The sequence below is a fragment of the Pseudomonas sp. GW821-FHT12A04 genome (assembly GCF_058807755.1).
This window is the reverse complement of sequence record NZ_JBXAQZ010000003.1, coordinates 448,268-462,371: the sequence shown is the minus strand read 5'-3', so window position 1 is coordinate 462,371 and position 14,104 is coordinate 448,268. Positions and strand designations below refer to the sequence as shown.

Annotated in this window: 13 protein-coding genes; 7 read left to right on the top strand and 6 right to left on the bottom strand. The window is 61.5% G+C overall.

The genetic code is table 11. The features are described from left to right. Window positions 1-71: 71 nt before the first annotated feature. The 3 genes from AC1RS8_RS07405 to AC1RS8_RS07395 form a co-directional block, all read right to left on the bottom strand. Window positions 72-2,561: a TonB-dependent siderophore receptor gene (locus tag AC1RS8_RS07405; protein WP_489340507.1), complete on the bottom strand. Its 2,490-nt coding sequence runs from the start codon at window positions 2,559-2,561 to the stop codon at window positions 72-74. 99 nt (window positions 2,562-2,660) lie between these two features. Continuing rightward, window positions 2,661-3,644 carry a FecR domain-containing protein gene (locus tag AC1RS8_RS07400; protein ID WP_489340508.1) on the bottom strand — a complete coding sequence of 328 codons (984 nt, stop codon included), beginning with the start codon at window positions 3,642-3,644 and terminating at the stop codon, window positions 2,661-2,663. Continuing rightward, entirely contained in the window at window positions 3,641-4,165 is a 525-nt protein-coding gene (locus AC1RS8_RS07395; RefSeq protein ID WP_057715048.1) for a sigma-70 family RNA polymerase sigma factor, read from the bottom strand. The genes AC1RS8_RS07400 and AC1RS8_RS07395 overlap by 4 nt, the downstream gene beginning before the upstream one ends. Before the next feature lie 291 nt (window positions 4,166-4,456). Between AC1RS8_RS07395 and AC1RS8_RS07390 the strand changes: the two genes are divergently transcribed. The 6 genes from AC1RS8_RS07390 (at window position 4,457) to AC1RS8_RS07365 (ending at window position 9,978) form a co-directional block, all read left to right on the top strand. Beyond that, window positions 4,457-4,705, top strand: a complete 249-nt coding sequence (locus AC1RS8_RS07390) for a transmembrane sensor/regulator PpyR (RefSeq protein WP_150814631.1) — start codon at window positions 4,457-4,459, stop codon at window positions 4,703-4,705. Continuing rightward, window positions 4,705-5,859 (top strand): NnrS family protein, encoded by a 1,155-nt coding sequence (locus AC1RS8_RS07385; RefSeq protein ID WP_489340509.1) that lies wholly within the window; start codon window positions 4,705-4,707, stop codon window positions 5,857-5,859. The genes AC1RS8_RS07390 and AC1RS8_RS07385 overlap by 1 nt, the downstream gene beginning before the upstream one ends. 230 nt (window positions 5,860-6,089) lie before the next feature. Continuing rightward, a complete protein-coding gene (locus AC1RS8_RS07380) occupies window positions 6,090-6,545 on the top strand; it encodes a (2Fe-2S)-binding protein (protein WP_057715045.1) in 456 nt (151 codons plus the stop codon). Window positions 6,546-6,570: 25 nt separating this feature from the next. Then, window positions 6,571-8,739 (top strand): xanthine dehydrogenase family protein molybdopterin-binding subunit, encoded by a 2,169-nt coding sequence (locus AC1RS8_RS07375; RefSeq protein WP_489340510.1) that lies wholly within the window; start codon window positions 6,571-6,573, stop codon window positions 8,737-8,739. A 1-nt stretch (window position 8,740) separates the two neighbouring features. Continuing rightward, window positions 8,741-9,322: a hypothetical protein gene (locus tag AC1RS8_RS07370; protein WP_489340511.1), complete on the top strand. Its 582-nt coding sequence runs from the start codon at window positions 8,741-8,743 to the stop codon at window positions 9,320-9,322. Window positions 9,323-9,396: 74 nt separating this feature from the next. Beyond that, entirely contained in the window at window positions 9,397-9,978 is a 582-nt protein-coding gene (locus AC1RS8_RS07365; protein WP_489340512.1) for a GGDEF domain-containing protein, read from the top strand. A 117-nt stretch (window positions 9,979-10,095) separates the two neighbouring features. On the opposite strand, the gene AC1RS8_RS07360 is transcribed toward AC1RS8_RS07365, so the two are convergent. After that, a complete protein-coding gene (locus tag AC1RS8_RS07360) occupies window positions 10,096-10,521 on the bottom strand; it encodes a VOC family protein (RefSeq protein ID WP_057715041.1) in 426 nt (141 codons plus the stop codon). Between the two features lie 112 nt (window positions 10,522-10,633). On the opposite strand from AC1RS8_RS07360, the gene AC1RS8_RS07355 reads away from it, so the two are divergent. Next, entirely contained in the window at window positions 10,634-11,500 is an 867-nt protein-coding gene (locus AC1RS8_RS07355; RefSeq protein WP_218498220.1) for a LysR family transcriptional regulator, read from the top strand. 178 nt (window positions 11,501-11,678) lie between these two features. Here AC1RS8_RS07355 and fabI read toward each other — a convergent pair whose 3' ends face one another. Together fabI and AC1RS8_RS07345 are read right to left on the bottom strand one after the other, a co-directional pair. Beyond that, window positions 11,679-12,473, bottom strand: coding sequence for an enoyl-ACP reductase FabI (fabI, locus tag AC1RS8_RS07350; protein ID WP_057715039.1), 795 nt, complete (start codon window positions 12,471-12,473; stop codon window positions 11,679-11,681). 19 nt (window positions 12,474-12,492) lie between these two features. Further along, entirely contained in the window at window positions 12,493-14,103 is a 1,611-nt protein-coding gene (locus AC1RS8_RS07345; RefSeq protein ID WP_090455008.1) for an ABC transporter ATP-binding protein, read from the bottom strand. Between the last annotated feature and the right edge of the window lies 1 nt (window position 14,104).

Genomic DNA, 14,104 nt, shown 5'->3' with positions numbered 1-14,104 from the left:
GATTACAGCGTAGCCAGCCTGAGTTCGTTCGGCAGTACCGTAGATCGCCAAACACCCGTTTCAGGCCACGATCAGAACGCCCATCGGGTGGTCAGTTGTACGGCGCGCGGTTCGCCATAAAACCCGGTGCCAAAGTTGCCAAGCCCGGTGTAGTAGGTTTTATCGAACAGGTTCTTCACGTTCAGTGTGGTGCTCAGGTGCTCGTTGAAGCGATAGCGCGCCATCGCGTCCACCAGGGCGTAACCGGGCTGGGTGATCGTCGTGTACTGACCGAAGTTCACCGTATCGGCGGGGTCGGGACGGAACACATTGCCAAAGAATTCGCTTTGCCAGTTCACGCCTGCACCGACGGTGAGCCTGTCCCAGGGTCCAGGCAGGCGGTAGGTGCTGAATACTCGCACCACCTGTTCCGGTGCAGTGGTTTGCAGCACCGAACCGTAGACGTAATCACCCTTGGCATCGCGGGTGTGGTTATAGGTGTAGCCGGCCGACAGGTTCCAGCCGTCCCGCAACTCGCCGGCCAGTTCGATCTCGAAGCCTTTGGTGGTGGCGCCCTGGACGGCACGGTACACCGACTCGGTATCAACGCCGCTGACATACTCGGCGATGTTGTCCTGTTCGATGCGGTACAGGGCGAACCTGGCGTTCAGGCGTCCATCGAAGTATTCAGCCTTGATGCCCGCCTCAAGACTTTTGCCTTGTACCGGATCGAGCAGTCGCCGGTTGGCGTCCTTGCTCATTTGCGGCTGATAGATGCTGGTGTAGCTGGTGTACACCGAGTAAGTGTCGTCGAGGTCGTAGACCAGTCCGGCGTAAGGCGTGACGACACCGCTTTGACGATAGCTGTCGCGCAGGTCGGCGGTGTGCGGGTCGCTGTAATCCAGGTTGTCGTGCCCCGAGAAGTCGCTGACACGCGTACCGAGGATCAGCGCCAGGTCATCGACGGGCTTGAGCCGGGTGGCCAGGTAGGCGCCGGTCTGGCGCTGGACAATGTCGTCGGTGCCCACCCGTGGGATCCCGGGTTTCGCAAACTCGCCGCGCCAGTCGAAGATGCTGCCGTCCACTGGCGGGTACACCGAACCGTACACCGGTATGTCCTGACGCGTGTTCATTGACATGAAACCGACGATCAGTTCGTGATCGCCACCCCATAGGGTGAATGGACCGGTCAGGTTGACGTCGATGTTGTCCTGAACCTGGTCGCCCTCGAACTTGCCCATGTACATGAACATGCCGTTACCGCTGACCGGGTCCGGGTTGCCGCCACTGGCGGAGGCGAGGAAGGTATCGTGCTGGCGGTGTTTGCGGTCGTAACTGACCTTGAGTGCCCAATCGTTGGTCAGTTGCTGCTGCACGGAGGCGAACACCGTCTGGTTGGTGAAGTCGCGACGGCTCCAGTCGGTGGCCGGGTTGAAGGAACGGGAGAAATCGGTGCGCGAGCCGTCGCTGTAGTACATCGGGAAACCGGTCCAGCTGGCGCCCCGGGAACGGGTGTCTTGCTGGTCGATACCGACGGTGACAAGGGTATCCGGGGTCAAGTCGGCTTCGACAATGCCGTAGGCGATGTCCTTGGTGCTGCGGTAGTGATCGGTGTAGGCGCTGCGGTCCTGGTGGACCCCGACCAGACGCCCGCGGACATTTGCGCTGGCGCTCAGCGGGCCGGAAATATCGCCTTCGCTGCGATAGTTGTCCCATGAGCCGACGGTGCCGGTGACCGAGGCTTTGAATGTCGGGGTCGGGCGCTTGCGAATCAGATTGACGGTTGCCGAGGGATCACCCGCCCCGGTCATCAGGCCGGTCGCGCCTTTGATGATCTCAACGCGGTCGTAGGGTGCCATGTCGGTGCTCGAGGTGCCGTAGTCGTAGACACCGTCGTAGTCGGTATTGACGCCGTCGTACTGGAAATTGGTGATCGGCAAGCCACGACTGGAAAATTCCCAGCGTTCGCTGTCGTAGTTTTGCACGCTGATGCCAGGAGTGCGGCGCAGGACATCGACGATGCTGGTGGCCCCTTGGTCGTCCATGAGTTGGCGGGTGATGACCGTGACCGATTGCGGCGTTTCGCGCAGGGACAGCGGCAGACCAGTGGCTGAAGACGTCGAGCCGACGGTGTAGGCGCGGGAGTCTTCGCTGATCGTCCCGGGTGCCTGCCCGGAAATGTTCGTCGCACCCAGTTCCAGTGCCTCTTGTGTCAAGGCTGTGGCCTGCAGCACGTAGCTGCCGGTGCCCTGGTGTTGCGCTTGCAGGCCACTGCCTTGCAGCAGTCGTTGCAACGCTTGCTGCTGGCTGTAGACACCGTCAAGACCAGGGCTGCGTTTGCCGGCCGCGAGGTCATTGTGTCCGGCGAGAAAAATCCCGGCCTGTTCGGCAAAGCGGTTGAGGACGCTCACCAGCGATCCGGCAGCGATGGTGTAATGGCGTGCCTGGCTGCCGGGTTGTTCGCTGTTGACGAGGGGGGCGGCTTGAGTTCGCGACACGTCCAGGCCCGGCAAGACAACCGCCAGAGCCAGCATCAGCGGATGCAAGGCGAAGCGGGTGCGGGTAACGGTGGCGCGCGGCATGGGGTTCCCGGGAGTCGGATCAATCGGCAATCGAGGTGCTTGAAGGGTTAACCGGACGAAAAAGGCAAAAGGGAACCGGCGCGACAGAAAAAACCTTCATCAGGCTTTTGGGCCGACGTTGACCCACCAGTCCAGCGGCTTCTGCACCCGTACCGGCAATGCCGCTTCCAGCAGGCGCAAGGCCTGATCGGTGTCCTTGAGCGGGAACGAACCCATGACCGGCAGCCTGGCCACCGCCGGGTCGCAGCCCAGATGCCCGTGACGGTATTGGCTCAACTCCTGGAGCAATTGGCCCAACGGCAGGTTGTCTGCCAGCAGCAGGCCACGGCGCCAGGCTTCACGAGTCGCCGTGGCGGCGGTCGGTGTCGGAATGTGGTTTTCGCTGAATGCCACTTGGCGTCCCGTTTCCACCACCTGAACCTGGCCTTGGGCAGTCCGGACTTCGACGGCGCCTTCGTAGACGTTGAGCAATGTCCGCCGATCCTCCTGGCGCACACTGAAGTGCGTGCCCAGCGCGCGCATCCGGCCCTGGGCGGTGTGCACCAGCAGCGGGCGGTGGCTGTCTTTGGCGGTATCGATCAACACCTCCCCAAGCCGCAACAGCAGCAGTCGTTGTGTGCTGTCGAACCGAACATTCAGCGCGCTCAACGCATTGAGCCAGATCTGGCTGCCATCGCTGAGCCGGGTTTCGCGGGTTTCGCCGGTGCCGGTGGAGAGGTCGGCGCGCCAGCGAACCAGGGTGGGCGCCAGGGCGGTTTCCTCCCAGGCACTCCACCCAAGCAAACCTCCCGACACCAGAACCAGCAGACCCTTCACGGTGTGGCGGCGACTGATGGCGGCACGTTCGGTGTTGCGCAGTACATGGCTGACCGCTTGCGGATGATCGTTCTGCAAGGCGGCAAAGCGCTGGCCAACCCGCTCGACATAATGCCAGGCAGCCTGATGCTCGCTACTTTGCGTCAGCCAGGCTTGCCAGTGCTGGCGGTCTTGTTCCCCGGCCTGTTGGTCGTTGAGTTGGACATACCATTGCGCAGCTTGTTCGAGACTGGCATGGCTGATGGCGTTCGATGCGGTCTGTGTCATTGAATCAGCAGGCCATCGAGTTCTGCTTCGAGCATGGCGCAATGCATCAATGCCTGGGCCAGGTACTTCTTCACCATGCGCTCGCACACGCCGATTTCTTCGGCGATGGCGCGGTAGGGCAACCCCTGCAACTGGGCCAACAAGAACGCATCACGTACCCGTTGGGGCAAGCGTTGCAACATGGCGTCCACTTCATACAGGGTTTCGACGATGATCGCCCGCTGCTCTGGCGAAGGGTGAACGGCTTGGGGCTGCGCCGCGAGGGTGTCCAGCCAGGCCTGTTCAAGTTGCCGACGACGCCAGTGATCGATACACAAGCCTCGGGCGATGGTCGCCAGATACGAACGTTCGTGGGTTTCGCCGTCGAACACCTGAGGGCGCTTGAGCACACGGATGAAGGTGTCATGGGCCAGGTCGGCAGCATCAAACGCGTTGTTCAGACGCCGGCGCAGCAGCGCGTGCAACCAGCGGTGATGCGTGGCGTAGAGGGTCTGGACGCAGGAGGAATCGGCAACCGTCATCGTGAGCGCATGTCCATGGGCGGTTCGCGTCCTTGTGTAAATAAGAATTGATCGCGATTAAAGCAAATGGTCCACGCCTGTGCAAATGATATTGGTTTGCTTTTAGGTTGTTTGAATCGTGTCTGGAGGACATTGTTGTCGTAATGACTCTTGATGTTGTCATAAGGACAATGTCGGGGTTGAGTCAAATTGACTTCGTTGATCTGGAGGCGCCGGTTTACAAGGGGTCATGAGCTGGCACGGAACATGAAACATCAAACGTACAACTGAGCGGCTACAGGCGTACGGAAAATGTCCCATTTCTTCAGCAACCCTCAAAACGTTCTGCATCTCTCCAATCGTGTACTCGGCGTTGGCCTGGTCATGTTGCTCGCCGGAGTCTACGGCGCCTATCTCTACGCAGGCCACCTGTCGATTGTCGCCCTGGTGTCGATGCACGCCATGACCATCCTCGGCCCGACCCTGCTGAAAATCGGCTATGTCATGCGGCTGCTGTCGCAGTACGGGCTGAGCCAAACTCCGGCCAGGGTGGTGGCGTGATGCGTGGAATCGCTGCTGCACCTGTTTTCTCCCTCGGCTTTCGCCCGTTTTTTCTGGCGGGTGCCGGGTTCGCGGCCATCGCGGTGGCGGTCTGGGCGTTGTGGTTGTACGGTCGACTCCCCGGCGCACAACCAATGGGTGGCATGCTCGCCTGGCATCGCCATGAAATGCCGTTTGGTTTTACCGCGGCCATCATTGCCGGGTTTCTGTTGACGGCGGTACCTAACTGGACCGGCCGGCCAGGGCTCAATGGGTGGCCGCTGATCGGGCTGGTGCTGGTATGGCTGATCGCTCGGCTGGCCTGGTTGATGCCGATACCCGCCATCCTGTTGCTGGCCTTGCAAGTGCCCTTTCTGCCGCTGCTGGCGTGTGTGCTTGGACGGGATTTGATCGCCGCCGGCAAGCGGGAAAATTATCCGGTTTTACTGATGGTCACGTTGTTGGCAGGCTGTCAGGCGCTGACGTTGCTGGGTATTTTCAATGAAGACGTGAATCTGCAGCGGCATGGCGTGCTGGCCGCTTTGTGGCTGGTGGGCGCGCTGATGAGCGTGATCGGCGGGCGGGTGATTCCGTTCTTCATCCAGCGCGGCTTGAACCGTCCCGCAACGCCTGCGGCTCATCCGTTGCCGGGCAAGGTGTTGCTGATCAGCGCGATGCTGGCGGCGGTGTCTTTTGCCGCCGGTTTGAATGACGCCCCACGCGTGTGGCTGGCGCTGTTGTTTGCGTTGATCAGCGGTTTGCATCTGCTGCGATTGTGGCGCTGGCATGATCGCGGTCTGTGGCGCGTGCCGCTGCTGTGGTCGCTGTACCTGGCTTACACCTGGCTCGCGGTGGCGACGCTGGCCATGGCGCTGTGGCACCTGGGCTGGATGCCGCAGCAAAGCCTGGCCACCCATTCGCTGGCCGTCGGTGGCATCGGCGGGTTGGTTCTGGCAATGATTGCCCGGGTCAGTCTGGGTCACACCGGGCGCTTGTTGCAGCCGTCAAAGGCGATCGTTGTGGGATTTGCCCTGGTGCTGGTGGCGGGTGTGTCACGGGTGTGGCTGGTGCCATTTTCCGGGTGGGGATTGGGAATGTCGGCGCTGCTTTGGTGTATGGCATTCGGGCTGTTTCTGTCGCGTTACACCGGTATTTTGTTCAGGCCGAGGGTGTAGGAGCGAAGCTTGCTCGCGACGGACGTCAACGATAACGCGCCCTGTCTGAATGACCGCGTTGTACTGACGTTTTTCGCGAGCAAGCTCGCTCCTACAGGTGACCGGTGGTCGATGCGCCTCGGCCTGCCGGCAAATTTGCGCTTAGCTGAAGGGTAACCCGAGGCGCGCGCAGGTTTTACAAGGCCGCAGCGACGCCCCTTCAGATCACCCTGAGTCTGAGGAACCGCGCCATGCTGACCCTGAACATCAATGGCCAGGATCAGGAGCTGGATGTCCCCGCCGACATGCCGCTGCTCTGGGTCTTGCGCGATGTCGCCCACCTCACCGGCACCAAATTCGGCTGCGGCATCGCCCAATGCGGTGCCTGCACCGTGCACGTCGATGGCGCACCGCTGCGCTCGTGCATCACACCGGCCACGGCCGTGGCCCATGGGCAAAAGATTCTCACCATCGAAGGCCTTTCCGCGGATGGTTCGCACCCGGTCCAACAGGCCTGGGCGGAACTTGACGTGGTCCAGTGTGGCTACTGTCAGTCCGGGCAGATCATGTCGGCGGCCGCATTGCTGGCGAAAATTCCGAAACCGACCGACAGCGACATCGATCAGGCGCTGTCCGGGAACATCTGTCGTTGCGGCACTTACCCGAGGATCCGCGCGGCGGTCAAACGCGCCGCCGAGCTGGGTTGAGGCCGGGTTGAAGGGAGCTTGCGCCATGAACAGCATCAACGCGTTATCGCGTCGTGGTTTTCTCAAGGGCAGTGCCATGCTGGGCGGCGGGCTGGTGGTCGCGTTTGCCATACCCGGTGCCCACCGTTTCGCCATGGGCGCGGAAAACCAGGGCAACGTGTTTGCGCCCAATGCCTTCCTGCGTATTGGCAACGACAACAGTGTCACCGTATTGCTGGGGCACTCGGAAATGGGCCAGGGCATCTGGACCGGCCTGACCATGCTGATCGCCGAAGAACTGGACGCCGACTGGACGAAAATCCGCGTCGAGCATGCACCGGCTTCGGCCGCCGATTACGGCCTGCCTGGTTTTGGCGGGATGCAAATCACCGGCGGCTCGACCTCGACCTGGATGGAGTTCGACCGCTATCGCCAGGCCGGCGCGGCGGCGCGCTTGATGTTGATCGACGCAGCGGCCAAGCGTTTCAACGTCGCGCCGTCCGAGATTCATACCGAGTCGGGGGTGGTCATGGCCGGTGAGCACCGTGCCACCTACGGCGAACTGGCCGATGAGGCCGGGCAATTGCCACGGCCAGACCCGGCCTCGATCAAACTCAAGGACGCAAAGGACTGGAGGCTGATCGGCAAACCCACCCAGCGTCTGGACACTCCGGAAAAAATCACCGGCCGGGCGAAGTTCGGCATGGACGTGCAGTTTGACGGGCTGATGACTGCGATGGTCGCCCGTTCGCCCACCTTCGGCGGCAGCGTCAAATCCTTTGAAGGCGCCGAAGCGCTGGCGATTCCGGGTGTGCACAAAGTGGTGCAAGTGCCGACCGGCATCGCGGTGATTGCCGATCATTTTTGGGCGGCGAAGCTGGGGCGCGATGCGCTGAAAGTCGAGTGGAATCCGGGGCCCAACGCCGGGCTCGACAGCCAGGCGTTGCTGGAGAACTTCCGCAAACTCGCCACCACCCCCGGCCTGAACGCAGGCCAGGCGGGGGATACCCAGGCTGCGCTGGCGAAAGCGGCCAAGAAAATCGACGTTGAATACAGCGTGCCTTACCTGGCACACGCGCCGATGGAGCCACTGAACTGCACGGTGAGCATCACCAAGGACAAATGCGAAATCTGGACCGGCACCCAGTTCCAGACCCTGGACCAAATGGTCGCCGGGAAAATCACCGGGCTCAAACCCGAACAGGTGGTGATCCATACCGAGTTTCTCGGTGGCGGCTTCGGGCGCCGGGCCAATCCGACGTCGGATTTCGTCAGCGAAGCGGTGTATGTCGCCAAGGCTGCCGGTGCACCGGTGAAAACCGTGTGGGCGCGGGAGGACGACATCCGCGGCGGCTATTACCGCTCGGCGTTCCTGCACCATGCGCGTATCGGGCTCGGCGCTGACGGCCTGCCACTGGCCTGGAAGCATGTGATGGTCGGCCAGTCGATCATGGCCGGGACCTCGCTTGAAGCGAGCATGGTCAAGGACGGGATCGACAAGACCTCCGTCGAAGGCGTGGCGGACAGCCCCTACCTCGAAGGGTTGGCCAATCACCAGATTGAACTGCATTCACCGCAGACCGGCATCAGCGTGTTGTGGCTGCGTTCGGTGGGGCACACCCACACCGCGTTTGTCATGGAGTCGCTGATCGATGAACTGGCCACGGCGGCCGGCAAGGATCCGGTGGAATATCGGCGCACCTTGCTCAAGGACCATCCGCGCCATCTGGGTGTGCTGAACCTCGCGGTGGAGAAGGCCAACTGGACGGCGCCACTGCCGGACGGCCATGCCCTGGGTGTGGCGGTGCATGAGTCGTTCGGCAGCTACGTGGCCCAGGTGGCCGAGGTGTCCCAGGACAACCTCGCCATCCGCGTGCACCGGGTGGTGTGCGCGGTGGATTGCGGCATTGCGGTCAACCCGCAGAGCATCGCCGCGCAGATGGAGTCGTGCATTACCTTTGGCCTCAGCTTCGCCTTGCACAGCAAGCTGACACTCAAGGACGGGCAGGTGGTGCAGTCCAACTATCACGACTATCGGGTGCTGCGGCTCAACGAAATGCCGGTGGTCGAAGTGCATATCGTGCCCAGCAGCGACAAACCCGGTGGTATCGGCGAAGCCGGTGTGCCACCCATGGCGCCAGCGGTGGCCAACGCGGTGTTTGCCCTGACCGGGCAGCGCCTGCGGGAGCTACCCTTGCAGCTGGCGGGGGTGTGAGATGAAACGACATCACTGGTTGCTTGGGGCGGTGATCCTGGTCTGTCTCATCGCCTACGCATCGCACGTGTTCGCCGATGACCGCGAGGCCTTGCAGGCGTTCGACACCGTGCAGAAGGTCTTCCAGAGCCCCCGTTGCCAGAACTGCCATATTCCTGGGGATTCGCCGCTGCAATTCGATGCCGGCGTGCCCCACGCCATGAATGTCGTGCGTGGCATGGACGGCAAGGGTTCGGCCGGGTTGCCCTGTGCAACCTGCCATGCACAAAGCAATCCGCCGGCCAGTTACGGCCCCCACGCACCACCCGGGGCGCCGCACTGGAGTTTGCCACCGGCCGCGCACCGCATGGCCTGGATCGACCTGCCAGCCGACCGGCTGTGCGCGATGATCAAGGATCGCTCCAGCAACGGCGATCGGGATTTTGCCGCGCTGATCAAGCACGTCAGCGACGACAAGCTGGTGCTGTGGGGCTGGAACCCCGGCGGCAATCGCGCGCCGGTGCCGGTGCCCCACGATATTTTCGTCGCCCGGTTCAAGCGCTGGGCCGATGCGGGAGGACCGTGCCCGGTGGCAGGTAGCTGACCAGCGGCACGCTTACAGGGAGTCAATGTGGGTACGGGCGACTCTAACGTACATACCCGCCAAGGGAGTGAACGATGTTGATCTCAGGCAAAACAGGTAAACCGGGCCAATCAGCCAACCCGTTGCTCACGCCACAGCAAGAACGTGAACGGTTGCGCGAACTGGCTCGCCAAGCCGAACAAGAACTGGCAGGGGTGCAGATGGCGAGCATGGACGAGCTGACGCTGCTGTCCAATCGCCATGGTTTCACCGCATTGGCCCAACTCGGGCTGGACGCCTGCCGACAACTGGAGACGCCGGCGACACTGCTGTACTTCAGCCTCGATGAATTCAAGCTCATCTGCTATCTGTATGGCCGGTCCAAAGGTGACGATGCGCTCAAGACGTTCGCCGATGTCCAGCGTATCGGCTTTCGTGAAAACGATGTGGTCGGCCGACTCGACGGCGACCGGTTCGTGGCGCTGCTGACCGGATCCAGTGCCGTTGAGATTGAGGCGATCAAGGTGCGACTCAATGAGATACTCGATGAGCGCAACGCCACGGCGCATCGCAGTTATGACATTCGGTTTAGCGTTACCCAGGTCGAATATAACCCCACTGTTCATGACTCAATCGAGGAACTGCTGGAGGAGGCCGAGCGTGTGATGAGCCGTTAGGGCGGTGTTGCATTAGCGGGCCTCTTCGCGAGCAGGCTCGCTCCCACAGTGGATTTGTGGCGTTCATAAATCCTGTGGGAGCGAGCTTGCTCGCGATGGCGTCCCGACAGGCAACGCCTACTTGGCAAACAACTGCCCAATATCCTTGAACGCCTTGAACTCCAGCGCATTCCCGCAAGGATCAAACAGAAACATCGTCGCCTGTTCACCCACCAGCCCCTGAAAACGAATCCCTGGTTCGATCACGAAGCGTGTCTCCAGCGACTTCAGCCGCTCGGCCAGCGCCTCCCACTCGGCCATCCCGAGCACCACGCCAAAATGCGGCACCGGCACATCGTGGCCATCCACGGCATTGGTGTGCGCGGCTTCTTGCGTGGGGTTTTTCGGTGCCAGGTGAATCACCAATTGATGGCCGAAAAAATTGAAATCCACCCATTGATCGCTTGAGCGGCCTTCTTCCAGGCCAAACACTGAACCATAGAAATGTCGGGCAGCCGGCAAGTCGTAGACCGGAATGGCCAAGTGAAAAGGGGACAGTTGCATCAGGCGAACCTCGGTGTGGGTGGGAATGTGTCGAGTTTAGCCCTGTGCTTTTTGATTGAAAGACGATAATTTTTGCATCGAGCTCAAATTATTTCGATCAATCGAGGCCGCCATGCTGCGCGAACTGAAAACCTTTATCGCGGTGGCGCGTTACGGCACGTTCGCGGCAGCGGGCATGCACATCGGCCTGACGCAGTCGGCGGTCAGCGCGCAGATTCGCAACCTGGAACAAGCCCTTGGCATCCGTCTGTTCGACCGCACCGGCCGCCAGGCGCTGCTCAACGCGGCGGGGCAGCGTGCGTTGCCGATGGCCAGGGAAATGCTCGAGACCTTCAGCCGCATGGCCGTCAGCGACGATGTCAGCGAGTACCGGGGCGAACTGAGAATCGGCGCGGTGGCGACCGCTCAGACCGGGCTGCTGCCCCAGGCGCTGGTGCGCTTGCGCCAACAGGCGCCCTTGCTGGAGCCCAAGCTGGTGCCCGGTGTGTCACTGAACCTGCTGAGTCAGGTCGACACAGGAGAAGTGGACCTGGCGATCCTGATCAAGCCGCCGTTTGAGTTGCCCAAGGAATTGTCTGCGCAGGTCATTCGCCGGGAACCGTTCGTGTTGATCGTACCGGCGGACCTGGACGGCGATGATCCGCTGCAACTGCTCGCCGAGCACCCTCATGTGCGCTACGACCGCAATTCGTTTGGCGGGCGGCTGGTGACGCGGTTTCTGCGCGAACGGCAGATCGAGGTGCACGTGGCGCTGGAGCTGGATGAACTGGAAGCCATTGTCAAAATGGTCGAGTGTGGGTTGGGGGTTTCGTTGTTGCCGGAGGCCGGGTTATGGCTTGAGCATGGGGCCGGGGTGCGGATCGTCCCGCTGGGCGAACTGACCTTCCATCGGGAGATCGTGCTGTTGCAGCGCTATAGCCAGCGGATGCAGCCGATTCAGCAGTTGTTTGCCAAATGCCTGACGCCGATAGCTGACTGAACATGATCCCCTGTGGGAGCGAGCTTGCTCGCGATATCGGACTGACATTCACCATTGATGTCGACTGACAGGCCGTAATCGCGAGCAAGCTCGCTCCCACAGGGGGGCTGTGTTTGTCCGGGAAATCGCAGGCATAAAAAACCCGCCAAAGAGGCGGGTTTTTTTGGCTGAGCGAAGATTACTCTTCGATGCTGCCCATGGCCGTGGTGTTGAAGCCACCGTCCACGTACATGATTTCACCGCTGATGCCGGACGCCAGGTCCGAGCACAGGAACGCGCCGGCGTTGCCGACTTCTTCGATGGTGACGTTGCGGCGCAGCGGGGTTTGCGCTTCGTTGGCGGCCAGCATCTTGCGGAAGTTCTTGATGCCGGAAGCGGCGAGGGTGCGGATGGGACCTGCCGATACGCAGTTGACGCGAGTACCGTCCGGGCCCAGGGAGCCGGCCAGGTAACGTACGCCAGCTTCCAGGGAAGCCTTGGCCATGCCCATGACGTTGTAGTTCGGCATGGTGCGCTCGGCGCCCAGGTACGACAGGGTCAGCAGGCTGCCGTTGCGGCCTTTCATCATTTCGCGGCCAGCCTTGGCCAGGGCCACGAAGCTGTAGGCGCTGATGTCGTGGGAGATGCGGAAACCTTCGCGGGTGGTGGCTTCGGTGAAGTCGCCGTCCAGTTGGTCGCCCGGGGCGAAGCCGACGGAGTGCACGATGCAGTCCAGGCCGTCCCACTTCTTGCTCAGCTCTTCGAAGACCTTGGCGATTTCTTCATCGCTGGCCACATCGCACGGGAAGCACAGCTCAGGGCTCGAACCCCAGCCTTGTGCGAACTCTTCGACACGACCCTTGAGTTTGTCGTTCTGATAAGTGAAGGCAAGCTCAGCGCCCTCGCGATGCATGGCGGCAGCGATGCCGGATGCGATGGACAGCTTGCTGGCGACACCGACGATCAGTACGCGCTTACCGGCGAGAAAACCCATGTGTTGCTCCTCTTTCAGGTTATTGCGCAGTGGCCGGAGCCAAAAAAGCGGCTTCCAGCAACTGCTGTGTATACGGATGTTGGGGGGCGGCAAAAATGCTTTGCGCGTCTCCCTGTTCGACCACTTGGCCATGCTTGACCACCATCAACTGGTGGCTCAGCGCTTTCACCACAGCCAGGTCATGGCTGATAAACAGATACGTCAGGTTGTACTTGGTTTGCAGTGAACGCAAAAGCTCCACTACCTGGCGTTGTACCGTGCGGTCGAGGGCCGAAGTCGGCTCGTCCAGCAAAATCAACGCCGGTTTTAACACCAATGCCCGGGCAATGGCGATTCTCTGCCGTTGCCCGCCGGAAAATTCGTGGGGGTAGCGGTGCCGGGTTTCCGGATCCAGACCTACCTCCTTGAGTGCTGCAATGATCGCTTGTTCCTGTTCCGCCTCAGTGCCCATCTTGTGGATCCGCAGGCCTTCGCCAACGATCTGGCTCACGCACATCCGCGGGCTCAGGCTGCCGAACGGGTCCTGAAACACCACTTGCATCTCCCGTCGCAGCGGCCTGACCTGTTGCTGCGTCAGGCAGTCTAGCTGCTGGCCTTCAAAGCGGATGGCGCCCTTGCTGGCGATCAACCGCAAAATTGCCAGGCCCAGGGTCGATTTGCCGGAACCGCTTTCTCCCACTATCCCCAGGGTCTGGCCCTGGGGCAGGCTGAAATTGATGCCGTCGACCGCCTTGACGTAATCCACCGTGCGCTTGAGCAGGCCTTTCTTGATCGGAAACCAGACTTTGAGGTCCTCGACCGCCAGCAACGGCGGGCCGATCACGTTGCTTGCAGGCTTGCCGCCGGGCTCCGCTGCCAGCAGTTCCCGAGTGTACGGATGCTGCGGCGCGCGGAACAGTTCTTCGCACGATGCCTGTTCGACGATGCAACCTTGCTGCATGACACATACGCGATGCGCAATTCTTCGCACAAGGTTCAAATCATGGCTGATCAGCAGCAGGGCCATGCCCAATCGGGCCTGCAATTCCTTGAGCAATTCGAGGATTTTCAGCTGAACGGTCACGTCCAGCGCGGTGGTCGGCTCGTCGGCGATCAGCAGTTCCGGCTCGTTGGCCAGGGCCATGGCGATCATCACCCGCTGACGCTGGCCGCCGGACAATTCGTGGGGCAGGGCCTTGAGTCGCTTGTGCGGCTCGGGGATGCCGACCATCTCCAGCAGCTCCAGGGTGCGTTTGGTCGCGACCTTGCCGGTCAGGCCCTTGTGGATGCCCAGCACTTCGTTGATCTGCTTCTCGATCGAGTGCAGGGGATTGAGCGAGGTCATCGGCTCCTGGAAGATCATCGCAATCCGGTTGCCGCGAATGTGGCGGATGGTTTTTTCTTTCAGGTCCAGCAGGTTCTGCCCGGAATACAAGATGGTGCCGGACGGATGCCGGGCGAGCGGGTAGGGCAGCAGGCGCAGGATCGAGTGTGCGGTGACCGACTTGCCGGAACCGCTCTCGCCGACCAACGCCAGGGTTTCACCGCGCTTGATGTCGAAGCTGACGCCTTCGACCGCTCGCTGGCAGCGATTGCCGACGACAAAATTGACGGACAGGTCGCGCACTTCGATCAGATTGTGCTGATTCATT